This window comes from Flavobacterium sp. AK-301, assembly GCF_058310215.1.
Genome location: NZ_JBZEES010000001.1, coordinates 52046 through 76199 on the forward strand (window position 1 = coordinate 52046; position 24154 = coordinate 76199).

General features: G+C 34.6%; 17 protein-coding genes. 16 read left to right on the forward strand and 1 reads right to left on the reverse strand.

Features of this window, described 5'->3' with window-relative positions:
- Window positions 1-23 precede the first annotated feature (23 nt).
- The 4 genes from AC4FQX_RS00230 to AC4FQX_RS00245 all read left to right on the forward strand — a co-directional run bounded on the left by AC4FQX_RS00230 (window position 24) and on the right by AC4FQX_RS00245 (window position 3544).
- Complete coding sequence (locus AC4FQX_RS00230; RefSeq protein WP_491165647.1) at window positions 24-1082, forward strand: sensor histidine kinase; 1059 nt, start codon at window positions 24-26, stop codon at window positions 1080-1082.
- Window positions 1079-2140 (forward strand): sensor histidine kinase, encoded by a 1062-nt coding sequence (locus AC4FQX_RS00235; protein WP_491165648.1) that lies wholly within the window; start codon window positions 1079-1081, stop codon window positions 2138-2140. Before AC4FQX_RS00230 ends, AC4FQX_RS00235 begins: the two co-directional genes overlap by 4 nt.
- Window positions 2141-2172: 32 nt before the next feature.
- A complete protein-coding gene (locus tag AC4FQX_RS00240) occupies window positions 2173-2892 on the forward strand; it encodes a LytR/AlgR family response regulator transcription factor (RefSeq protein WP_491165649.1) in 720 nt (239 codons plus the stop codon).
- Between the two features lie 70 nt (window positions 2893-2962).
- On the forward strand, window positions 2963-3544 hold the full coding sequence (locus AC4FQX_RS00245; RefSeq protein WP_491165650.1) for an LOG family protein: 582 nt from the start codon (window positions 2963-2965) through the stop codon (window positions 3542-3544).
- 128 nt (window positions 3545-3672) lie between these two features.
- Here AC4FQX_RS00245 and AC4FQX_RS00250 read toward each other — a convergent pair whose 3' ends face one another.
- A complete protein-coding gene (locus AC4FQX_RS00250; protein ID WP_491165651.1) occupies window positions 3673-4101 on the reverse strand; it encodes a hypothetical protein in 429 nt (142 codons plus the stop codon).
- A gap of 736 nt (window positions 4102-4837) precedes the next feature.
- Between AC4FQX_RS00250 and AC4FQX_RS00255 the strand changes: the two genes are divergently transcribed.
- From AC4FQX_RS00255 to AC4FQX_RS00310, 12 genes are all read left to right on the forward strand, one after another.
- On the forward strand, window positions 4838-8020 hold the full coding sequence (locus tag AC4FQX_RS00255; protein ID WP_491165652.1) for an immunoglobulin domain-containing protein: 3183 nt from the start codon (window positions 4838-4840) through the stop codon (window positions 8018-8020).
- A gap of 431 nt (window positions 8021-8451) precedes the next feature.
- Window positions 8452-11586: a hypothetical protein gene (locus tag AC4FQX_RS00260; RefSeq protein WP_491165653.1), complete on the forward strand. Its 3135-nt coding sequence runs from the start codon at window positions 8452-8454 to the stop codon at window positions 11584-11586.
- A gap of 282 nt (window positions 11587-11868) precedes the next feature.
- Entirely contained in the window at window positions 11869-12636 is a 768-nt protein-coding gene (locus AC4FQX_RS00265; protein WP_491165654.1) for a serine O-acetyltransferase, read from the forward strand.
- A 186-nt stretch (window positions 12637-12822) separates the two neighbouring features.
- Window positions 12823-13734, forward strand: coding sequence for a cysteine synthase A (cysK, locus tag AC4FQX_RS00270; RefSeq protein WP_491165655.1), 912 nt, complete (start codon window positions 12823-12825; stop codon window positions 13732-13734).
- 253 nt (window positions 13735-13987) lie between these two features.
- Window positions 13988-16483, forward strand: a complete 2496-nt coding sequence (locus tag AC4FQX_RS00275) for a tetratricopeptide repeat protein (protein WP_491165656.1) — start codon at window positions 13988-13990, stop codon at window positions 16481-16483.
- Window positions 16484-16523: 40 nt separating this feature from the next.
- A complete protein-coding gene (locus AC4FQX_RS00280) occupies window positions 16524-18323 on the forward strand; it encodes an HSP90 family protein (RefSeq protein WP_491165657.1) in 1800 nt (599 codons plus the stop codon).
- A gap of 18 nt (window positions 18324-18341) precedes the next feature.
- Entirely contained in the window at window positions 18342-19412 is a 1071-nt protein-coding gene (locus AC4FQX_RS00285) for a hypothetical protein (protein ID WP_491165658.1), read from the forward strand.
- Between the two features lie 43 nt (window positions 19413-19455).
- Complete coding sequence (locus AC4FQX_RS00290; RefSeq protein WP_491165659.1) at window positions 19456-20358, forward strand: helix-turn-helix domain-containing protein; 903 nt, start codon at window positions 19456-19458, stop codon at window positions 20356-20358.
- An 87-nt stretch (window positions 20359-20445) separates the two neighbouring features.
- Window positions 20446-21300, forward strand: a complete 855-nt coding sequence (locus AC4FQX_RS00295; RefSeq protein ID WP_491165660.1) for an SDR family oxidoreductase — start codon at window positions 20446-20448, stop codon at window positions 21298-21300.
- Window positions 21301-21367: 67 nt separating this feature from the next.
- Window positions 21368-22426 (forward strand): NAD(P)-dependent alcohol dehydrogenase, encoded by a 1059-nt coding sequence (locus tag AC4FQX_RS00300; RefSeq protein WP_491165661.1) that lies wholly within the window; start codon window positions 21368-21370, stop codon window positions 22424-22426.
- Between the two features lie 288 nt (window positions 22427-22714).
- A complete protein-coding gene (locus tag AC4FQX_RS00305; RefSeq protein ID WP_491165662.1) occupies window positions 22715-23347 on the forward strand; it encodes a Crp/Fnr family transcriptional regulator in 633 nt (210 codons plus the stop codon).
- Between the two features lie 2 nt (window positions 23348-23349).
- The gene (locus tag AC4FQX_RS00310; protein ID WP_491165663.1) at window positions 23350-24135 is read left to right on the forward strand and encodes a sulfite exporter TauE/SafE family protein; all 786 of its coding nucleotides are present in this window, start codon (window positions 23350-23352) and stop codon (window positions 24133-24135) included.
- The last annotated feature ends 19 nt before the right edge of the window (window positions 24136-24154 follow it).

Sequence of the window (24154 nt, forward strand, 5' to 3'; positions counted from 1 at the left end):
TAGCAGCAAATAAACAGCTTGTAATGGCAGTGAACGAACAGACCTTTTTATATCATTTCCTGACGGATTCTAAATTCAGTATCTGGAAACATATACTGCTTATTTTATCACTGACCATTATCTCATCCAATCAGGTATTTATGGCATATCAGGATTGTATCAGCATTTTAGGAAATTATATATACTGGCTCTGCCTGCTTATGCTTACCGCTTATCTGTCACTCGCCTATCTCAATATCTATATTCTGGGACCTCAATTATTGCTGAAGAAAAAATATGGCTCCTATATAACACTATTCTCATTACTGATTGTACTGCTTCCGATAACTCTGTTACTCACACAAGAATATTTTGTACGCACAGCACTGAATATTCCTTATCGACTGGAGTCTTACACTAACCCTCTGATTATTGCCAGTAATCTGTCTCTGTTTATGATCATGATGATCTGTTTTACAGGATCTTTAATAACTGTGCTTCTGAGGCACTGGATGACAGATCTTGAGCAAGTAAACCGATTAAAAAAAGAACACATCCAGTCAGAAGTGGACCAATTAAAAGATCAGATCACACCCAACTTTTTATCTAATATACTAAACCGGGCTTCTGCATTAACTAAAACCGAACCGGAAAAAGCAGCTGATATGCTGATGCGACTGGGACAACTATTGAGATACCAATTATATGACTGTAGCAGAAACAAAGTACTGTTGCATTCAGATATCCGTTTTTTGACTCATTATCTGGATTTGGAACAGCTATATTCCGACAAATTTAAATATAAAATAATGATGAACGGAGATAGCAACAGTCTGTTCGTTCCCCCCTTACTATTCATGCCGTTTATACAATATGCGATAAACAAAATAAACAATCAGAATCAACAAGTCTCCATACAATTATACTTTGACAGTAAAAAGGATAGTATTTTGTTCAGATGTGAAATAAGTAATAAAAAAATAACATTAGAAAATAAATTTACAGCCATTAAACAAAGAATGGAGCTATTATACAACCATAATTATTCTCTGTCCATAGAAAAAAACAAGATAGAACTCCGGTTAAACCTATTGAATACATGAAAAATCAGACTGATAATAGTAGTATTTCTCGTTTTTTATTCAAAGACGAATTTCATGTACACAGACATTTACTGTTGTTACTGACCATCTTAATAATCAGTACGGATGTTCTTTTTGATACTCCTGATAAATTAAGCACCTCAGAAAATTTATTTTACGGATGGCTCGGGTATTTCCTATTTCTCAATTTGATTATTTATGTGAATATAAAAATACTGACTCCTCTTTTTCTAATTAGAAATAAACCCTTCCTTTATTTGATATTCGTTATACTACTGGTCATAACAGCAATGGTACTGATGATTTTATTACAGTCCTTTTTTTATGAAATCAGTATACTACATCAGGAACCCAATTATATCGCTTTATTCCTGAATATGGCAGCTTCCTTTTTATCTATCGGATTTATTGTGATTGGTACATCTTCCCTGCTGCTGTTTAAACACTGGGTCAACACCAGTCAGCACATCAGTGAATTAAAATCTGCTACATTGCAGTCAGAACTTAAATTTCTAAAAAATCAAATCAATCCACATTTTCTATTCAATATGCTCAATAACGCTACTATCATGATAGAAGAAGATCCCGATACCGCATCGTCAATTCTGATCAAATTAAATGATCTGCTACGTTACCAGATCAATGACAGTGCACAGGAAAAAGTATCTCTGGAAGCTGATATTTCCTTTTTAACTGACTTTCTCGATCTGGAAAAAACCAGACGAGATCAGTTTGATTACACTATATCCAAAGAAGGAAACAAGAATAATGTGAAAATCTCCCCCTTATTATTTATCCCCTTCGTGGAAAATGCCGTAAAACACAGCTCTGATAGTCAGAATCTTTCATATATTCATATTTCATTTAAAACAAGCAATAACAAACTGACATTTATCTGTGAAAACTCCAGACCTCTCAAAGTGGTAAAACGAAAAGAAGGAGGTCTGGGATTGGTGAATATAAAACGAAGACTGGACTTATTATATGCCGATAACTATACATTAGAGCAAAAAGAAGCGGATACCAATTATACTGTATATCTGATTCTAAATTTATAAAATGAACGTTAAAAAATAATAAACAGCCACTTATGAAATGTATTATTGTTGATGATGAGCCAATTGCCCGAAAAGGAATAAAGAAACAAATAGACCTGATACCTCAATTAGAACTACTTGGAAGTTTTAACAGTGCCGAAACCGCATCTGCCTTTATGAGCACTGCCACTGTCGATCTTGTGTTTCTGGATATTCAGATGCCGGGGATGAACGGTATCGAATTTGCAAGAGACCTCCCCAAACATACACTAATTATTTTTACTACTGCCTATTCTGAATACGCACTGGATAGTTATGAAGTTGATGCGATCGATTATCTGGTAAAACCCATTGATAATGCGAAATTCAGAAAAGCAGTTAATAAAGCCATTGCCTATCACTCTCTTTTACTGGAAGAAGAAGAAAAGAATATAGAAAATATCGAAGAGGACTACATCTTCGTTAAGTCGAACAGAAGATTCTTTAAAGTGAATCTGAAAGATATTCTTTTTATAGAAGGACTAAAAGACTATGTAATCATCCAGCTAGATAGTCAGCGAATTATTACCAGAATGAACGTAAAAACAATACACGAACTACTCCCTAGAAATAGGTTCCTCAGAATAAACCGATCTTATATAGTGAATAAAAACCATATTGATTCGTTCGACAATAATGATGTATTCATTAAATCCTATGAAATTGCTATTGGAAATTCCTATCGGGAGGATTTCATCGAGTATTTTATGAATAAGAAGAAAATGGATTCATAATATTTTTATTTACCTTTAGATTTCCATTTTTTCACTAAAAACATTTCTTTAAAAAACAATACCTTATACAATGAAAAGAATAACCGTTTTCTGTGCTTCCAGTTTTGGAAACAACACAATTTATAAAGAACAAGCTAAAGAATTAGGACAAAAATTAGCCTCTGAAAATATTGAACTGATCTATGGTGGCGCTAATGTCGGATTAATGGGAGTAATTGCCGACAGCACTTTAAAAAACGAAGGAAAAGCAATCGGGGTACTTCCCTATTTTCTTCAGGATAAAGAAATTGCTCATGACGGACTGACAGAACTGATTCTTGTAGAAACTATGCATGAAAGAAAAACCAGAATGAACGAACTATGTGATGGTGTGATTGCTTTACCAGGTGGTTTTGGAACGCTAGAAGAACTGTTTGAAATGCTGACTTGGGCACAATTGGGACTTCATAAAAAACCTATCGGTATTTTAAACACAAATGGTTATTACAACAGTCTTATCGCTCTGCTACAGAATATGACTGATGAGGGGTTACTGAAAGAAATAAATCAGAAAATGCTTTTAGTAAGTGAGTCCATTGACGATCTGCTACATCAGATGAAAAATTATACTGCACCCACAGTTGGAAAATGGATATCTAAAGAAGCTCTTTAATATTCTGCCCACTCTCTTTCCCTTGTTAACAAAGGAATATAGTTTTATTCTCGGAATTGTAATTACAAAAGAAAACCCCGATTTGTTCAATCAGGGTTTCCTTTTATATTTTATCTTGTATATAAAATTTAGAATGCAACATTCCATTTTGGCAATTTGCTGTTTACATCCAGAAACTCCTGTAAAACAGAACCTTCAATAGATGTTGGAATCCCTTTTACTTCACTATTAAATGTTTCATACCAGTATACTTCCAAAGCTTCTATTTTATCTTTTTCAATCTGCGTAGGCCATGAATACTTTCTGCCCATTTTACCAAACTGGTGTCCGTTCACGATCTTATCATACAAACCACCGTTCTTTTGTTTTAGAGAACCATCATTCTGAACTGTTCCTGACGATCCTACCATAATTAATTCCTTTACTCCTTCAACAACGCTGTAAACCAGATAAACACCACTTCCATTTAGTGGCGCATTGCACACTTCTTCTAAACTATCCTCTTTTGTAAAAGTAAAATGATTAGTATTCTTGTAATTTTTTAATTCCTGAAACATTCTGTAGTTTTATATTATTATTATTATTTTCTTAAATCGTATTCTCTCGTCCTTATTCAAAATAACTTTGTTCTGCTATATTTTCTAAGAATTGCCAAAGATATAGGTTTTTAAATTTAGTAGCATTAATCCTGTAATAATTTATAAATCTGAGTTTCATTATTAATTTAAAGTAACTATAAATCACATATCCTAAATTGTATAGATACATTAAAACGACCCCTATAGATATTGTAAGTTCTTTCTTGCTAGTTCTTTTCTCTTTTCTCTAAAATAATTTGATATTTTTCCTCAAAATTTTTACAGGATAAAAATTAAATTCTACAGAGCCGTACAAATCCGTCTATTTATCAAATCACCTTCTATTTATATCAATATACTATATTTATGTTAAAATTTGACTCTATGTGCCCCCCTCTCTTTTAGTAACTATTAAAACTTTTTTTGTTGTTTTGCACTTTGAGAACATAATTAACCTTATAAACAACTATCTTTTTATCATAAAAAAATATTATAAAATATATTATAAACTAAATAAGCGTATATAAAACATTCTTTTCATATATAAAATAGAGTTCTGTACCCATAAATAAACCAAAACCCTGTACAAAATTATCTATTTATAATTCTAAAGAAAAATCTTAATTAAAACAAATTACACACTAAAACAACCCTATTACCTCACAAAAAAATAGTTTATATTCAGTAAACTACTTTTCTGTTTAAATTAAAACTAATGAAAAAAACTTTTTTTAAAACAGTATACTGTTTCATTGCAGTACTACTGTTTCTACCAGTAACTATGTTAGCTCAAATCAATGTTGGTTCGAATAATCAACCCAGTCTTTTCTCATTAATAGAAGTCTCAACTATAAAAACAAAAGGTGGTATACGCATGCCACATCTTACAAGTACAGAACGAGATGCACTTACAACCACTGCTTTTATCAATAATTCAAAAGCAAAAGGACTCACTATATATAATATGACCACAGAATGCATCGAATATTGGAATAAAATAAAATGGATTAGTATCTGCAAAGGAGAAATGGAAATTACTTTTACCCCAGATCTTAATCTAAATTTCCCAAAAGAAGGAGCAATAAACGGTCCCTATATTCCTTCTGAAAAATTTCCTTGTACAGGTCAAGAACCCTATACCTATACCATAATCACAGGTGAAAGTTACACAACTATTGAGATTACAGACAGTAATACAGGAGCCTTTACAATAAATATGGAACCCAATACTTCCGCAGTTCAGCGTACTGCTATTATTCGTATTACCAATAACTGTACCGCAGAAAAAAAAGAATATCTGTTTTCTCAGGAAGGAAATACCGATTTATGTAATCCAAACATAAGCACACCTGTTATAACAGTAAGCAATAATGGTAAATTATGTAAAACAGGGGCTGTTTATATGCAGATCATCAACCCTGATTCAAATGCCAACTATATCTGGACCATTAATGAAACAGAACAAGCCAGAGGAACGACTTTTACAGCTACCTATCCTGGAATCTATAAGGTCTATGTAGAAGGAATTGGTTGTACAATTAATGCTTCAAATCTTGTAACAGTTACTGAATATAATAGTACGGCACCCGATAATACAGTCCGTTTATCCGCTTCTAATAACGGAATCATTTGTAAAACTGCTGCTGTAACACTAACCGCTTTTAACATCCCTACAACAGGAACACTTACTTGGTACAAAGATGGTGTTAAAACTAATAAGACAGGAAATCCTGTACAAATCTCTTCTACTGAAACAGGCAATTGGTTTACAGTTATCGAACAAGGTAGCTGTACTTCCACTCCCAGTAATACTGTTGAAATTACCTTAGACGATTCAAGCACTTCTCTAATCCCTCCGGAGGTATATGTAAACGGAAAACCGTTAGCCTCTGTTTCCGAATTTTGCAACAATGGACGGTTGGAATTCGTTTTGCAAAACCATGCCTCTTACACAACAGGAATAACCGTAAAATGGTATAACGGACTAACACTACTCGGAGAAGGTAAAAAATTATCTGTAACAGCACCTACTACTAAAGATTTTATACTACGCTGTACAGTATCAGATAATACAAATGTTTTTTGTTCCTCTGAACTTTTTGAAACCAAAAAACTAACAAAAACAGCTCCGGACAAACCCTCTATTATATCTGATCCACCTCTAATTTGCGGAGGAACTCCTGCTCAGTTGACAGCAAAAATATCTGGAGGAGGTTCCAATACCTTCCAATGGTACAAAGACGGAATACTTATAAAAAAAGAAACTGCACAAACATTTACAGCAACGCAAACAGGAGCCTATCAGGTAGAGGTCATAGATGGAGATTGTATCAGTGCATTATCCACTCCTCTGGCAATAGGATTATCAGACTTTCCCATTGTAAACTGGTTATCCACTCATAACACTACTGAACCAGGTCAAATCAAAATATTTCAGGTTGCTGCAACCTTTACTCCTACAGTTTATACTTGGGAAATAAAAGGAGAAGCAATATTGCTCAACGGACAGGGGACTCCTACTATCAGTATAAAGTTTCCCGATATAGAAACAGAAACAGAAATAGAAATTCGTTTAACTGCAACAAACGAATGTGGTATAAGTAACAGTATAATACAAAATGTAAAAGTGGCTGCTGCATGCACTCCTGCAATAATTCGAAATATCAGTATGAGTACTAAAGGAACAGTCTTAGTAGGTGACACCTTTAGTATGTCTGTAACCGCTGACGGATCAAATCCTATTACCTATCAATGGAAACGGAACGACACTCCGATACTCGATGCCACTTTATCCACTTATACAGTCAACAACGCACAATCAAAAAATGACGGTACTTATAGCTGTGAAATAAACAATTGTGCACAAAAGCCGATAACAAAAACAGCAGGAACGGTTCTAGTCCTAGATTTAGCTACTATAACTGATGGATCCGGTAAATTAACCGGTGATACCTGTTTTGATATTGCCTTTACAGAAGGTGGACCGGAATGTGGAACTTTAGCCGATCGTATACCTAATAAAGCTGACCTTACTAAAACTTATACTTATACTTTTATCAATAATGGTACAGGAAATACCAATCTGAATTTTCTAATTATTGACCCTGCACAAACAGTAGAAAACTATACAGTTCAAACTAATATTCCTACTATATTAATTAATGGAGAAAAGTATATTGTAACCATAAAGTACAAAGAATCTTTAATGACTTCCACTATTCCAAAACCTTTAAATATAAAAATAATAGCCTTGTATAATACAGCCGGTATACAAAAGAAAACAGTATTGACAGCAACCATTAAAGACTGTGTTTGTTGTGGAGCATATGTGGCTCCCGGAGAATGGAAAAACTTTATGTGTCATAATATGGGTGCAGATAAAAGTCTGAACCCTTTTATACCGACAAAGGCAATTTCTGGGGATTATTACCAACCAGGGATGGATAAACCTTCAGCTAGTTCTTCTGGAATTATAAGATGGTATGGTAATGCCAATTCTAATATAACTGGATGGGTAGGAGCAATAAAAACAAAAGATGATCCTTGTCCTAAAGGATATCGAGTTCCTACAATAGAACAATTAAAAGGACTGGCAAATACTACTCTTAATTCTATAACAAAAGTGGGATCATGGGTTTCTTCTAATGGTAACTTTTCATCTGGTGTAAAAATAGGTTCCGGTCTCTTTTTACCAGCAAATGGTTATTATAAGAATACTAGTTATGGCACTCTTACTTCAAGAGGATCAATAGCATATTACATTAGCAGTAGCCTAATTAGGGCTGGTCAAACCGGTAATGGAGTAATGAACTTTTCGTTTAATTCCAACAACCAGTTTTCTTCCAGAACAGAAAGTATAAGATCTCATGGTTATAATATCCGTTGTATAGAAGAATAAAATAATAGTATAAAAACAAATAGTAATTTATCAGAAAGAACTTCTGCTACTGTTGTAATACAATAATACTTAAACACCTGTTACTTTTTATTAGCAACAGGTGTTTTGTTTTTAAAAACATTCGATTATACAAAGTACAAAATAAACCTTTTAGATGTTATATTTTATTAATTCTTTAATTTTTACAGTAATAAAATTCCATAAAAACAGATAAACCCTATAATTTATCAAGTTATCCAAATATTTACATATTCGTGATATAAAAAAATGACTCCTTATGACTCCTTTTTTTTTCATTTATAAAAACATTTTTATGTACTTTGTGCCCCAGAATTTAAAAAACTAATAAAATCAGAAGAAATAGGACGATTTCATTATAAAAAACAATTGATGTTCAGTAAATAGTTATTCCTTTTAAATTTAAAATGAGAATGAAGAAATCCTTTTTTGAAACAATGTATTGTTTCGTTTCAGTACTATTATTTATGCCTATAGCAATATTCGCACAAATCAGCGTTGGCTCAAATAACCCACCCAATATTTACTCATTAATAGAAGTTTCGACTGTAAAAATAAAAGGAGGTATACGCATGCCGCATCTTACAACAACAGAACGGGACGTACTTACCACACCGACCTTTATTAATGATCCGAATGCTAAAGGATTAGCTATATATAATATAACCACAGGGTGTATTGAATACTGGAATGAAAAATGGATTAGTATCTGTAAAGGAGAATTACAAATGACTTTTACTCCTGCCATTGATTTTAATTTTCCAAAAGAAGGTCTGAAAAACGGTCCTTATACACCATCAGAAAAGATTCCCTGTACAGGACAGAAACCTTACACCTATGCTATAATCACAGGTAATAATTACACCTCTGTTCAGGTAGTCGATATGAATACAGGAGCCTTTACTATAAAGATGGAACCAAATCTTACCGCTCTTCAACGTACAGCCATTATTCGTATTACTAATAATTGCAATGGAGAAAATAAAGAGTACCTGTTTTCTCAAAAAGGAAATACTGCTTTATGCAATCTAAACATAAATAAACCCACTATAACAGTAAATAATAACGGTAAATTATGTACAGGAGGAGTAGTTAATATGCAGGTAAGCAATCCTGATCCGAATGCTACTTATATCTGGACGATTAATGAAACGGAACAAGACAGAGGAACCACTTTTACGGCTACCCATGTTGGAACATATCAGGTCTATGTAGGAGGAATCGGCTGTAAGAATGCATCAGACCCTGTAGAGATTACTCCCAATACCTCAACAGCACCAATTAATACCATTCATTTATCTGCTTCTAATAATGGAACGATCTGCGGCTCTTCTATAGTCACTCTTACCGCTTATACTATTCCTGCAAACGGAACACTTACCTGGTACAAAAATGGTATTAAAACTAATAAAACAGGAAATCCCATCCAGATTGCCGCTACCGAAACAGGAAATTGGTCTGTATCTATAGAAGAGGGCGGCTGTAGTTCTGCACTCAGCAAGACAATAAATATTACTTCAAACCCTTCAAGTACGGCTCTTCCTACCCCTGTTATTTATGCAAACGGAAAACCACTGACTTCTGCCTCTGGTTTTTGTAACAAAGGAGCTCTGGAATTAGTAGTACAGAATTATAACGATTATACTAACAGTATTACTGTAAAATGGTATAATGGGTTAACATTATTAGGAGAAGGAGAACGATTAGCAATAACCACACCTTCCGCGAAAGATTTTATGTTACGTTGCATAGTTTCAGATAATTTAGGTGTTTTTTGTTCAGCAGAACTGTCTGAAACCAAAAAACTTACAGGAACCGCCCCTACCAAACCCACTATTATAGCTACTCCATCTCTGATCTGTAACGGAGCTGCCGCTCAATTAACAGCAACCGAATCAGGTGGAGACTCCAATACCTTCCAGTGGTATAAAGACGGTATACTTTTACCGAAAGAGATAACACAAACACTAACGACAACGCAAATAGGCTCCTATCAGGTAAAGGCGATAGATGTAGCAGGCTGTAGCAGTACATTATCCAATCCTCTTGCCATAGAATTATCAGACTTATCCACCTTAAGCTGGCTCTCTGATCACAGCATTATTAAACCGAACGAAATCAAAATCTTTCAGGTTACAGGGACTTTTGCACCTACAACTTATAAATGGACAGTAGATGGCGGAGCAATAATCCAAAACGGACAGGGAACCCCTACTGTAAGTATACAATTTCCCGATAACAAAGCAGAAGTAAACATTAGCGTAACCGCTACAAACGGCTGTGGTGTAAGTAACAGCATAACACAAAAGATAACTACCTGTGTTGATGCTGTAATTAACAATATCAGTATGATTTATCCTGGAGAAATCCTAATAGGTACTGGATTTAGTATGTCTGTAACCGCTGACGAATCGAATCCTGTTACCTATCAATGGAAACGAAATGGCGTTGCAATACCCGGTGCCACTGCATCTACTTATACCGTTAACAAAGGACAACTGAGCGATAGCGGTACGTATAGCTGTACCATAAACAATTGTGCAGAAAAACCGGTAACAGCTACCGCAGGAACCATTACTATTATAGAGGATCTGAATTCTATTCATAACGGTTCCAGTGCTTTAAAAGGCAAAAACTATTTTGACATCGCTCGTACCGAAAACGGAATAGAATGTGGTACCTTAGCCGATCGTAAACATTTAAAAGCTGATTTTACCAAAACCTATACCTACACTTTTACCAATAAAGGCATCGGAAATACAAATCTGAATTTTCTAATTGACGATCCTGACCTGGCAATAGAAAAATATACCGTACAAACCAATATCCCGGCGGTCTTAGTTGACGGAGCAACCTATACAGTAGCAATAAAATATAAAAAAGCTTTACTGAATGCTGATCTGCCTGATCCTATAAATGTAAAAATCATAGCTGTTTACAAAGTAGCAGACGGAAAACTAAACAAAATACAATTAACAGCAACTATTAAAGACTGTAACTCTTGTGGTGCCTATATTGCTCCAAAAGTATGGAAAACCTTTATGTGTTACAATATGGGAGCAGATGAAAATTCGGACCCTTTTACGCCGAAAAAGGAAATTTATGGTAATTATTACCAAGCAGGACGTGCTAAAGTAGCTGCTACTGTTGACGGTATCATAGGGAGCTGGGACACCTCAGACGACAGAATTAAATGGGATGATACCCTGAAAAAAGAAAGCGACCCCTGCCCTCCCGGATTCCGTATTCCTACACAGGTACAATGGCAAGGAGTAATCGATAATAACAAGCAGAAAAAAGTAGGTACATGGACCAATTCTGCTACTAATTTTTCATCCGGCATAGAATTCGGCTCCAGTCTCTTCTTACCGGCAAACGGTTATAACAGTAGTACTGGTAATCTAAACGGTAGAGGAGCAGAGCTTGATTACTTTAGCAGCACTAGTAGTAGTAATGGTACTTATATAATAGAGATAACATCCACAACTTCCAAGTTAATATCAGCAAGTCTAAATTTAGGTGCTAGTATCCGTTGTATAGCTGAATAAAATGATATAAAAACCGGTAATAATTCCTTAAAAAGGACATTTATTATTATAATAGAATATCAATAAACTCCTGTTGCTTTTTTATCTGCAACAGGAGTTTTTTAGTTGATAATTTTATGAGACGTAAAATGTTTTCTGTGAGATGTAAATTTCCCCTCCACCGGAGGGGGTGGGTTCTTTAGTTGATAGTTTTTGAATACTGAGACTAAAAACTTATCTATCTTTGTAAAACTAAAATCTTTCATTCAGAAAGGACAATATTTATTAATCAAGTATCAAAGTATGCTCCATACCATCCCAAATAAAAAACTAATTAAAAAATTGGTTACTACCGTCTTTAATATGCTGTTCATCCCTGAGAGCGGAACAAAAGAATTTAGTAAAGATTCTATCTCTAAAATAGAAAAAATATTATTTCTTGTTCTGTCTGAAAGCACAGTAGAAAAAGAAAAATTTATCTGTGAATTCATAAAAAAGCTAAAACCACTGAAAAATACCCTTATAAAAGATGCTGAATTTATTCTGGAATCTGATCCGGCAGCGCAGAAACTAGAAGAAGTTTTAGTTATTTATCCCGGTTTCTATGCTATATTCTGCTATCGTCTGGCACATATAATAACACAATCCGACATTGCTCTTTTACCAAGAATGATCACAGAATATGCCCATCAGCTAACCGGCATTGATATCCATCCGCTTGCTACCATCGGCTGTCCCTTTTCAATCGACCACGGAACAGGAATCGTCGTAGGAGAAACAACGCATATCGGTAATTTTGTAAAAATGTATCAAGGAGTTACACTAGGCGCTTTAAGTGTCGATAAAAGCAAAGCTTCCAAAAAAAGGCACCCCACCATTCAGGATCATGTTATATTATATTCCGGATGCTCTATTCTGGGTGGAGAAACCATTATCGGTAAACACAGTGTTATAGGAGGAAATGTATTTTTAACCGAAAGTGTTCAGGATTATTCCGTAGTATATCATAAAAGTGAAACGATTGTAAGAACGAAAAACAACCTTCATGAACCCATTAATTTTGTTATCTAAAAGAATGAGTATTGAGTATTGAGAAAACTTCCATATCGTAAATCTCTTGCTTCTTGCTTCTAAAAATTATATTATCCTTAACTATATAAAGAACGCATTAGTCTACTACTTCTATAGATTTTTAATTAATTTTGTTTCTGTAAAAATAAAAATCAACTAGATTGATTAAATAACCTCTCAAATATTATGATAGTAAATTCAATTTTAGAAACCATAGGTAATACACCTCATCTGAAAATTAACCGATTATTCAATAAAGATATTTCTGTCTGGGTAAAACTGGAAAAAGTAAACCCCGGAGCAAGTATCAAAGATCGTATTGCCCTTTCCATGATTAACGATGCAGAACAAAAAGGACTTCTGAAACAAGGCAGTACCATTATTGAACCCACTTCAGGAAATACAGGAATCGGATTAGCTATGGTCGCAGCCGTTAAAGGGTATAAGATCATTCTGGTAATGCCGGAATCCATGTCCGTAGAAAGAAGAAAGATTATGAGTGCCTATGGTGCCGAATTCGTTCTTACACCGCGTGAAAAAGGCATGAAAGGAGCTATCGAAAGAGCACAAGAATTAGTAAAAGAAATACCGGATGCATGGATACCAATGCAGTTTGACAATCCCTCCAATACAAAAATACATATCGAAACTACCGCTCAGGAGATCATCAAAGATTTTCCGGAAGGTTTAGATTATCTCATATCAGGCGTTGGTACAGGCGGGCATCTTACCGGATGTGCCGAAGTACTGAAAAAGAAATTCCCCAATCTGAAAGTCTACGCTGTAGAACCCGAATTATCTCCTGTACTCAGTGGTGGAGCTCCGGGTCCCCATCCCCTTCAGGGTATTGGTGCCGGTTTCATTCCAAATATCATGAAAACAGAACTACTAGATGGTATCATTCAGGTAAGTAAAGACGAAACCTATGATTTTACTAAAAGAGCAGCTAAAGAAGAAGGATTGTTCATTGGAATCTCCTCAGGAGCTTCATTAGCAGCCATACAGAAAAAAAGTGATGAATTCAAACCCGGTGCCCGAATTCTGACTTTTAACTACGATACAGGAGAAAGATATTTGTCTACCGAAGGATTATTCTAAAAACCCTATAAAAAGAAGCCATTTAAAATTCAAAACAGCTTTTAAATAATAACCATCTTATTTACAGACAAATAAGATGGTTTTTTATAATTTTTATTTCTACCTCTTTTAATTTTTTTTCAGGAATAAGAGAATACAAAAAAATATTTAATATATTTAGCATCCCCTTAGTTTTTCTTAGAATACAGACATAATCCTAACAAGTCTGACTATTTATTATTGAATAAAATCAATAATTTAAAAAAATTACTATATGAGCTTGAAGCAGGTTTACAATGCCCTTTTAAAAAATAAAAATGCCAATAAAGATGCACTTACAGAAGAAATAGTAGCATTTTTGACCACAAATGACTATTCTCCCGTAAAATGGATCGATGGTTTATCATTATGTGAAGTATCTTTAAAAAATACTGCTTTTGGTATTCCCGCACAAAAATTATTTAAAGAACTTCACAGTAAGAACAGAGACTATCATATGGCAATGAATCTTAATGATAATGAGTATCTTTTCTGGTTTGAAAAAAACAAAGAAATCAGTCTGAAAGTCATTGAAACAGGTTATATCGAAGCCTGGGCAGAGCTTGCAGATCTATATCTTAATGCCAGACGTCCATACAGAAATATAAAATATGCTATTGAAACCTTTCAGAAAGGAATCCAGGTCGGTGACGGAGTTTCAATGGGATTATACGGATACCATCTCTATTATGGCTACTTAGTCGAACAAGATCAGGAAAAAGGAAAACAACTACTGGTCGAATCTGAAAAACATAATTATGATTACGCCCGCGAATTACTATTATACATTGATATTCAAATAGTTGAAAACAAAGAAGAACTTTTTGAAAAGATCAGAAAATATGATACAGAAACAGAAGATAAAACCAAAGTATGGCCAATCTGGGCAGAATATTATCTGAGAAGAGAAAATGATATTCTGAAAACAGTAGAAATGCTGGAACAAGGTGTTGCAGCAGATATTCATAATTCTATTTTTATTCTGGGAACATTACTGCTAAGAGAAAATACAGAATACACAGACATAGAAAGAGGAATACAATTATTAAAAGAAGCCTATTCCTACCGAATACCAAATGCTGCTAACTTTTTAGGTGATTATTACCAGTATACTACCAGTGATAAAGAGTCAGAAGACAAAGCCTTTAAATGGTATCAGCGGGCAGCCCTCTATTATTCAGAAGCAGCCGCATTAAGCCTGTCCATGCTATACAGCTACAACGAAAAATATAAAGACCCCGCTCTCAGACTCGAATATCTCGAAATGGCAGTAGAAGATAATTACCATCCTGCTCTACTGGAAAAAGCAGAGATTCTGCTGGAAGGTATCGCTCTGGATAAAGACCCTGTTCAGGCAAAAGAACTGCTGAAAAAAGCAATGGATCTAGGAAACACTTATGCCTCCTATCGTCTTGGTCTTGCCTATCAAAACGGAGAATTTAACGAAGAAATAAATTATGAAAAAGCCTACAAATATTATCTGAAAGCAGCAGAAAAAGGACATGTTTATGGTTATGAAATGGTGGGACATTATAACTCTGTTGGCATATTAGGAGAACCTGATGCTAAAAAAGCAATCGAAATGTTCACTAAAGCAATCGAACTGAATTCCGATTATGCCCGGGTAAAACTGGCTTTTTGTTACGAAGAAGGGTTCGGTACAGAACAGGATTATCAGAAAGCCTTTGAACTCCTTACACAAGCAGCCCAAAACAACTATCCTTATGCCTATTATAAACTGGGAAGTTTTTATGAATATGGTTTAATTGGCGCAGAAGATTTAGAAAAAGCACTTGAAAATTATAAAAAAGGAGCCGATCTAGAAGACCCGGAATCCATTTATAATATGGGTCGTTACTATAAATATGGAATCGGGATTCCCGAAAATCCACAACTGGCAATAGAGTACTTTCAGAAAGGAGTAGAATATCAGAACCTCAACTCCTATGTAGAAATGGCATTATCTCACGAATATAATTATGACGAACTACCTTATGATACCGAAAAAATAACCGCCTATATGGTCATTCCCGCCGAAAATAATGTTCCCTATGCACAGTACAAAATGGGAACCTACCATCAATACGGACTAGCTGAACGTGATCTAAAAAAAGCCTTTGAATGGTATACTAAAGCCTATCAGAATAACTCTGCCCTGGCAGCATTGAGCCTAGGCGATTATTATCTGTACGGTTATGGAGAAGAAGCGGAATACGATAAAGCGTTTGAATACTATGATTTTGCAAAAAAACATGACTTTATTTCTGAAGGGATCGGGATATGTTATGAATTGGGATTTGGAACAGAAGAGAATGAAACAGAAGCCTTTAAACTATATCGGGTAGCAGCAGATAAAAACTATATTGCAGCAAAATACCGACTCGGACTCTGTTATAAATATGAAATAGGCACATCAAAAAATCTTCAGGAAGCCTATAACTGGTTCCTGTCGGCAGCAGAAGAAAACTACACCAATGCTCAATATGAAGCCGGAATGCTGCTACTAACAGGAGAAGGTGTTTCCATAAATAAAGAAAAAGGAGTAGATTATTTAATACAGGCAGCCGAAAATGAATATCATTATGCCCAGTTCGAATTAGGAAACTGCTATCTTTCAGGAAACGGAGTAGATGAAAATGAAATCAAAGCCTTATACTGGTATGAAAAAGCGGCCGAAAACGGAAATGAACAAGCGCAAAAAATAACCGGTCGCAGAAACAGAAAAAGATAAAAATACTATTAAGATCGGCACAAGGTCAAAAAAGAAAACTATGTCAGAAGAAAACAATCAATACCTGTTTCAGGTCAACCTTAAAGGAATGATCGAACTATTATCTGAACACATCTACAGTGCTCCGAATGTTTTTGTTCGTGAATTACTTCAAAACGGAACAGATGCTGTTACAGAACGAAAAACAATTAATGAAGCACATATAGGAGCTTTAAATATTTACATTCAGGATATCCCGGAAACCACTGTTATTTTTGAAGATAACGGTATTGGGCTGTCTGAAAACGATGTTCATGAATTTCTATCCGTTATTGGTCAGAGCTCTAAAAGAGATAACTTCTTTGAAAAGGATTATATCGGGAAATTCGGTATCGGACTTCTCTCCTGTCTTGTAGTCAGTAATGAAATCATTGTAGAAACACGCTCTCTATTAAAGGACACCAGTGTTCGTTGGTTAGGAAAATCAGACGGAACCTATAATGTTGAAATAATGGAGCAACCACTGGAAAAAGTCGGTTCCCGTATTATTTTAAAACCTAAAAAAGAATGGCAGTCTCTTTTCAGAAAAGAAGAACTGAAAAAGAATATCCTACATTTTGGAAGTGCGTTACCAATAACCATTAACCTAATTACCGAAGAAGAAACAGAAACAATAGTAAGCGGAACCCCCGTATGGCTGTCTCCCAAAAGTACAAAAGAAGAACTACTGGAATATGGAAAAGAAACCTTTAATATTTCCTTTCTGGATGCATTCCACATTCACTCAAAAACAGGAGAAATTGACGGAGTTGCCTTTATTATGCCTTATAAAGTACAATTTAGCGGTACAAAAGAACATCGCGTTTATCTAAAACGAATGTTTCTCTGCGAACACGCAAATAATCTGTTACCAGAATGGAGTTCATTCATGAAAGTGATCGTAAATACAAACGAACTAAGACCTACCGCTTCACGAGAAGCCCTGATGAACAACAGTACTCTGAACGACGCAAAAAAAGAACTAAGTCATTCTTTCAAAGAATATCTCCGTTATCTGGCAGTAACCGACACCAGAACACTAATCCGTATAATTGATATCCATCACTTATATATCAAGTCAATAGCAACCGAAGATTCTGAATTACTAAAACTGTTCATTGATTATATTCCTTTCGAAACCAATAAAGGATTAATCTCCTTTAAATCTATTTCAACCTATAATGAGGAAATTCATTATACGGCTTCCCTGGATGATTTCAGACAGATTCGGCGTATTGCAGGTTCTCAGGGAAAAACAATCATTAATGCTGCTTACAGTTTTGAACTGGATTTGATTCGAAAAATAAAAACAGTCTATCCCGATCTCAGTATTGAAAAGATTTCACCAAAAGACATTCTGAATAATTTTACAGATGTGAAAAAAGAAGATCGTTATAGTGAATTTGAAGCAAAAGCCGACAGAGTCCTGAAAAAACATTTCTGTAAAACACAGCTCAAGCACTTTTCTCCTTCCGATACCCCGGTAATCTATGTTGCAAACGATCAGGCTCTCAGTAATAAAAACTTACAGAACCTTTCTAATTCTGGAAATCCGTTTGCTCCGACACTTAAAAACCTGATAAAAAAAGCAGATGAAAACATTCCTACGCTTTGTTTTAATAAAGACAATGAATTAGTAGAAAATCTGATCGATCTTAAAGAACCTTACTTATTTGATGCCATTATACATATCATGTATGTACAGGCACTTATGTTAGGTGGTTATCCTCTGAATAAAGCTGAAATGGCACTTTTTAATGATTCACTACAACAAATGCTGTTAATGGGAATTACCAACTTTACCGATAAATTAAATTTATAAAAATAAACAGTCTCTGTTATGAACCATAATCTTAAAATCCAGAAACTATTACTTAAAAAAAGAGAAGTATCTTCCTCACCGGATAAAATCAATTTATTGAAAGAAGCCATTAATATTGCAGATACACATCAGGATATTGACTGGGGATTTGATCTACGTCTGGAACTGATTGGAGAAGAAAGAAATACTTCAAAATGTATTGAAAGTTTCCCCGCTTTCTCTTGGATTTTAGACACGTATGACAATAACCCGGAACTTTTCAATGAAGAAGATTTTATGTGGGAATACAAATGGATGGTAGGTTCCTCATTCTCTAATGCCGATCTAACACTAAAACAGATTCATGCAATACAAGAAGATTTTAAAACACGTCTGCAACGTAACGGTTTCAGTAGTCGTCCTTACTACAGTCGTTATGCCAACTGGGCGATGACCATGAATGACCTGGAAACAGCTACTAAATATCTGGATCTCCGGGAAAAAGAAGAACATGATGATATGTCCGATTGTAAAGCCTGTGAACTTGACGATCTTGTTGAATTACAGCTACGTTCCGGTAATCTTGATGAAGCCCTTGCGGTGGGAAAAGAACTCTATTCCGGAAAACTGACCTGTGCACATATGCCTTTTAATACCTATTGTCTGAGTATGCTTTTTTTTGAAGAATTTGGAAACAGAAAAAAAGCAGCAGAATTCTTTAATAAAGCAGAAAAAGAACTAGCTAAATCAGAAGAAGCAGGATATACCTCCATGATCTCTCTTATTTCAATGATGATCCGGTATGTTACAAAATATGATTCTAAAAAGGCATGGTATTATTTTGAAAAATATGCTGTCTGGAATCTGAATAGTGAAGATCAAATCCGTCTTTCTTTTTCAATAAATGTACTACCTTTATTAAAAAATAAAACTACCCAAACCCTACAGGTATCATCAGAATTACCTTGGTACAGAACCGATAACACATACAATACCCAAGAGCTGTTTGCTTATTATTACCATCAGGCAAAAACACTGGCAGAAACATTCGATAAAAGAAACAAAAAGCCTTATTTTATTGAAGAACTGAAAAAAGCAATACAAGAGTGAAATCTGATCTGTGAGAAGTAAAATATTTTCTGTAAAAAGTGAAATGACAATAAAACTTCCCCCCTGCGGAGGAGTACCTGAAAGGCAGGATGAAATTTTTAAAAAGCAAACTATGGATTTTGAACATAATGAATCATTAACATTTAGTTATTCCAATATCTTCTTCAGTTACCTGTTTAATGATGGCAGAACCTGTACAAAAATGGTACGAAATCATACATTAGTATACGTATATTCAGGACAATTTGTAGTTGAAGAAGGAAATAAAAAAATAGTTATCAGTGCCGGAGAGTGTATTTTTGTACGAAGAGACAATCGTATTAATATGATAAAACAGCCTAAAGGAGATGAACAGTTCAGCGGTATTTTTATGATCTTTAATCGTGCCTTTTTACGCGAATTTTATCAGACTATTGATAAAAAACAACTTCCGAAAGAAAAAACGAAAGATTTATCCAGTGTTGTAAAACTACCACAAACACCAGATATAACAAGTCTGTTCCAATCTATGATACCTTATTTTGATTCATCAGTACAACCTGCCGATCGGCTTATGTATCTCAAATTACAAGAAGGTATATATTCTTTATTAAACATAGATAAGAAATTCTATCCTATCCTTTTTGATTTTACCGAACCATGGAAAATCGACATATTAGATTTTATGCGTGAAAACTATATGTATGATCTTACTATAGAGGATATAGCCCACTTTACCGGACGAAGTCTGGCTTCGTTCAAAAGAGATTTCAATAAAATAAGCACTTTATCTCCGCAAAAATGGTTGATTAAAAAACGACTTAAAGTTGCCCACGAAAAAATCCGTAACGAACAGAAAAAAGTATCAGATGTATATCTTGAAGTAGGATTTAAAAACCTTTCCCATTTTTCATCTGCATTTAAAAAAGAATTCGGTTATTCACCTAACCAAATATATTTGAGCTGAGCAACAAATAATTTTTGAGCTTTACAGAAAAACACATCGCTGTTTATGACTGTATCTTTGTAATATCAAATAATAAAAGATAAAGCTATGAATAGATCTGAACAAAATAAGCAACAAGTCTGGTTCATTACAGGTGGTAATAAAGGAATTGGTGCTGCGATTGTAAAAGAAGCTCTGGACAAAGGTTATAAAGTAATTGCCACAGCAAGAAACATCGAAGATGCAGAAAAAACACTAGGAACTTCACCCAATCTGCTTATTAGCCAACTTGATATTACAAATGACGATCAAATAGTATCCGCGGTACAATCTGCTTTGGAACATTTCGGATCTATTGATGTACTGGTCAATAATGCAGGATACGGATTACTTGGATATTTTGAAGAAATGTCTGAAAATCTTATTCGTCAGCAAATAGAAACCAATGTATTCGGAACGATGAAAATTACCCGTGCAGTATTACCTGTCATGCGCAAACAGAAAAAAGGTACAATCGTTGTGATAAGTTCCACATCAGGTATCCGGTCTGTAGGTGGCGGTTCTGTTTACAGTGCTTCTAAATTTGCTTTAGAAGGTTGGAGCGAAGGAATGAGTAGTGACCTTAAGCCTTTCGGTATCCAATTTATGATCATTGAACCGGGTGCTTTCCGTACAGACTTCAGCAATGAAAACAGCTCAATGAAACTACCGGATACCCAAATAGAAGCTTATGATGATTACCGTGAGAATATGCATACGGTTTTCACGGGTATGGATCATAAACAATCAGGAAATCCTGCAAAACTTGCCAAAGCTTTAATGATTGCATTAAATGCTGAACACCCACCTTTACGTTTACTTGTCGGAAAAGCAGCTGTAGGGACTATTTCCCAATATTATAAAGACCGTTATGCAGAATTTGAAACATGGAAAGAAATTTCCTCTGATAGTGATTTTGACTAAACCATTCTATTTAAGCCTTATAGAAAAAATACCTGAGTAAAAAATTAAATTTTTAAAATAAATAATTATGGAAACAAAAAACACAAAGGCATTCGGCACAATAGCCAATGATGCACCTTTAAAAGAAATGAACATTGAACGCAGAGAAGTAACACCAAACGATATCGAAATTGAAATATTGTATTGCGGTGTCTGTCATTCCGATCTGCATACCGCTCGTAACGACTGGGGCGGAAGTATTTATCCTGTAGTTCCCGGACATGAAATTGTAGGAAGAATAACCAAAGTAGGAAATAAAGTAACAAAGCTAAAAGTAGGAGATCTGGCAGCAGTAGGATGTCTTGTAGATTCCTGCAGAGAATGCAGTAGCTGTAAACAAGACCTGGAGCAATACTGCCTCAATGGATTTACAGGAACCTATAATTCCCCTGACAAACATTTAGGAATACAAACTTATGGCGGCTATTCAGAAAAAGTTGTAGTTAATGAACATTTTGTACTTAAAGTACCTGAAAATCTGGATCTTGCTGCCGTTGCCCCATTATTATGTGCTGGGATTACTACCTGGTCTCCATTAAAACACTGGAACGTAGGAAAAAACAGCAAAGTTGCCGTTATAGGTCTCGGAGGTTTGGGACATATGGCAATTAAACTTGCCAAAGGTTTAGGCGCAGAAGTTACTTTATTTTCAAGAACACCGGGCAAAACTCAAGATGCAAAAGATCTTGGTGCAGATGAAGTAGTAATTTCTACTGATGCAGAACAAATGAAATCAGTACAAAGTAAATTTGATCTGATTATCGACACTATTCCTTACGTTCATGATGTAAATCCATATGTTTCAACATTAAGTATTAACGGAACGCTGGTTTTGGTAGGATACTTAGGGGATCTAGATCCAATGTTAAACTCCGTACCGATGATTCTGGGAAGAAAATCTGTAGCCGGTTCAGCGATTGGAGGTATTGCCGAAACTCAGGAAATGCTTGATTTCTGTGGAAAACATAATATCGTTTCTGAAATAGAGATCATTAAAATACAGGACATTAATACTGCTTATGAAAGAATGCTTAAAAGTGATGTACGATACCGTTTTGTGATCGATATAGCTTCTTTAAAAAAATAAAAAAATTAAGCCACAGAGAAAACCAAATTCTGTGGCTTTTACTTTACATTATTTCACTCTTACATCCTTCTCTTCTCATTTTACTTTTCACAAAAAACGTTTTACATTTCTCATCTAAAAATCTGTAACTAATGTTACTTTTAGTTCAGTAGGAATAAATTAAATTTGTATCAAGGTGAAATTTTAATAATTAATTCCCTTACACTGAGTTAATAATTATATTTTATATAATAAAATACAGCAATAATCTGTTCCTTAATAAAGATAGAAGTTATAAAAACTAAAAAGATGAAAGATACCCTTACACAAGCATATGGTTATTTATTTGAAGGCGCTTTAATTGATGAGATCATTAAAATTGCTGTATTAAAGCAGTTCAAAGAAAATGATTATTTAATAGAAATAGGTGAATCCATTATCAAGATGCCCTTACTTACTGAAGGAGCTGTTAAAATAATGCGTGAAGATGAACAGGGAGATGAATTCTTGCTTTATTTTATTGGAAAAGGAGATACCTGCGCCATGTCCCTTACCTGTTGCATAGGACAATCTAAAAGCAAAATCACGGCAGTTGCTGAAACAGATGGTACAATGGTAATGATCCCGGTAGAAAAAATGGAAGAATGGCTTATGAAATTTAAATCTTGGCGCAATTTTATTCTGAGCAGTTACAATAACCGATTAATGGAAATGCTGGACGCCATAGATACACTGGCTTTTATGAATATGGATGAAAGACTATCCAAATACCTTATCGATAAAGCAAAGGCCATCAATTCATCAGAAATCAACATTACGCATCAGGAAATAGCCTATGAGCTGCATACCTCTAGAGTTGTTATCTCCAGATTACTGAAAATTCTGGAAAACAAGGGAAAAATCAGACTTCAGAGAAATAAAATCGAACTTTTAATTTTATAATAATGAGGGATCTTTTAGGATATTCAGGGGCGTTCTTAATGGGTGTTGTTTTAGGGTTAACAGGTAGTGGCGGCTCAATATTAACCGTGCCTATATTAGTATATCTGCTCCATTTAAACCCGGTTACAGCGACTGCTTATTCCCTTTTTATTGTAGGGGCAACCTCTGTTTTCGGTACCGTTCAGAACTATTTTAAAAATTATGTATCAATAAGAATCGGAATATTCTTTGCCATTCCTTCTTTAATAGCCATATTTTTAACCCGAAGATTTGTAATCCCTCATCTTCCCGAAATATTTTTTCAGATAGGTACTTTTACACTTACCAAGAATACCTTTTTAATGATTCTATTTGCTTTTTTTATGTTATTATCCTCTGTTTCAATGATCAGAAAAAAAGAAGAAGAAAGCAAAGAAACAAAAATTAACTACCCAATAATCACTATACAAATTTTCATTATAGGAATAATTAAAGGATTAATAGGTGCCGGAGGAGGGTTTCTAATGATTCCTGCTTTAGTATTTATTATCAGACTTCCAATGAAAAAAGCAATAGGTACCTCATTATTTATTATCTCCATTAATTCTCTTATCGGCTTTCTCGGAGATATAGAACACATGAACATTGACTGGAAATTTTTACTGATCTTTACAACTATATCAATTTTCGGTATCTTTACAGGAAATTTTTTTAACCAATATATCAACGAATCCGTTTTAAAAAAAGGATTTGGCTATTTTGTACTTATTATTGCGGTCGGTATATTGACCAAAGAACTATTATATTAAACGAATTACAGAACAATAT

Excerpts from the sequence above, each read along its gene's own strand:
- AC4FQX_RS00240 (WP_491165649.1), top strand. The coding sequence starts at position 2,173 with ATGAAATGTATTATTGTTGATGATGAGCCAATTGCCCGAAAAGGAATA.
- AC4FQX_RS00285 (WP_491165658.1), top strand. The coding sequence starts at position 18,342 with ATGAACCATAATCTTAAAATCCAGAAACTATTACTTAAAAAAAGAGAA.
- AC4FQX_RS00230 (WP_491165647.1), top strand. The coding sequence starts at position 24 with ATGGCAGTGAACGAACAGACCTTTTTATATCATTTCCTGACGGATTCT.
- AC4FQX_RS00295 (WP_491165660.1), top strand. The coding sequence starts at position 20,446 with ATGAATAGATCTGAACAAAATAAGCAACAAGTCTGGTTCATTACAGGT.
- AC4FQX_RS00265 (WP_491165654.1), top strand. The coding sequence starts at position 11,869 with ATGCTCCATACCATCCCAAATAAAAAACTAATTAAAAAATTGGTTACT.
- AC4FQX_RS00250 (WP_491165651.1), bottom strand. The coding sequence starts at position 4,101 with ATGTTTCAGGAATTAAAAAATTACAAGAATACTAATCATTTTACTTTT.
- AC4FQX_RS00280 (WP_491165657.1), top strand. The coding sequence starts at position 16,524 with ATGTCAGAAGAAAACAATCAATACCTGTTTCAGGTCAACCTTAAAGGA.
- AC4FQX_RS00255 (WP_491165652.1), top strand. The coding sequence starts at position 4,838 with ATGAAAAAAACTTTTTTTAAAACAGTATACTGTTTCATTGCAGTACTA.
- AC4FQX_RS00310 (WP_491165663.1), top strand. The coding sequence starts at position 23,350 with ATGAGGGATCTTTTAGGATATTCAGGGGCGTTCTTAATGGGTGTTGTT.
- cysK (WP_491165655.1), top strand. The coding sequence starts at position 12,823 with ATGATAGTAAATTCAATTTTAGAAACCATAGGTAATACACCTCATCTG.
- AC4FQX_RS00235 (WP_491165648.1), top strand. The coding sequence starts at position 1,079 with ATGAAAAATCAGACTGATAATAGTAGTATTTCTCGTTTTTTATTCAAA.
- AC4FQX_RS00290 (WP_491165659.1), top strand. The coding sequence starts at position 19,456 with ATGACAATAAAACTTCCCCCCTGCGGAGGAGTACCTGAAAGGCAGGAT.
- AC4FQX_RS00260 (WP_491165653.1), top strand. The coding sequence starts at position 8,452 with ATGAAGAAATCCTTTTTTGAAACAATGTATTGTTTCGTTTCAGTACTA.
- AC4FQX_RS00245 (WP_491165650.1), top strand. The coding sequence starts at position 2,963 with ATGAAAAGAATAACCGTTTTCTGTGCTTCCAGTTTTGGAAACAACACA.
- AC4FQX_RS00275 (WP_491165656.1), top strand. The coding sequence starts at position 13,988 with ATGAGCTTGAAGCAGGTTTACAATGCCCTTTTAAAAAATAAAAATGCC.
- AC4FQX_RS00305 (WP_491165662.1), top strand. The coding sequence starts at position 22,715 with ATGAAAGATACCCTTACACAAGCATATGGTTATTTATTTGAAGGCGCT.
- AC4FQX_RS00300 (WP_491165661.1), top strand. The coding sequence starts at position 21,368 with ATGGAAACAAAAAACACAAAGGCATTCGGCACAATAGCCAATGATGCA.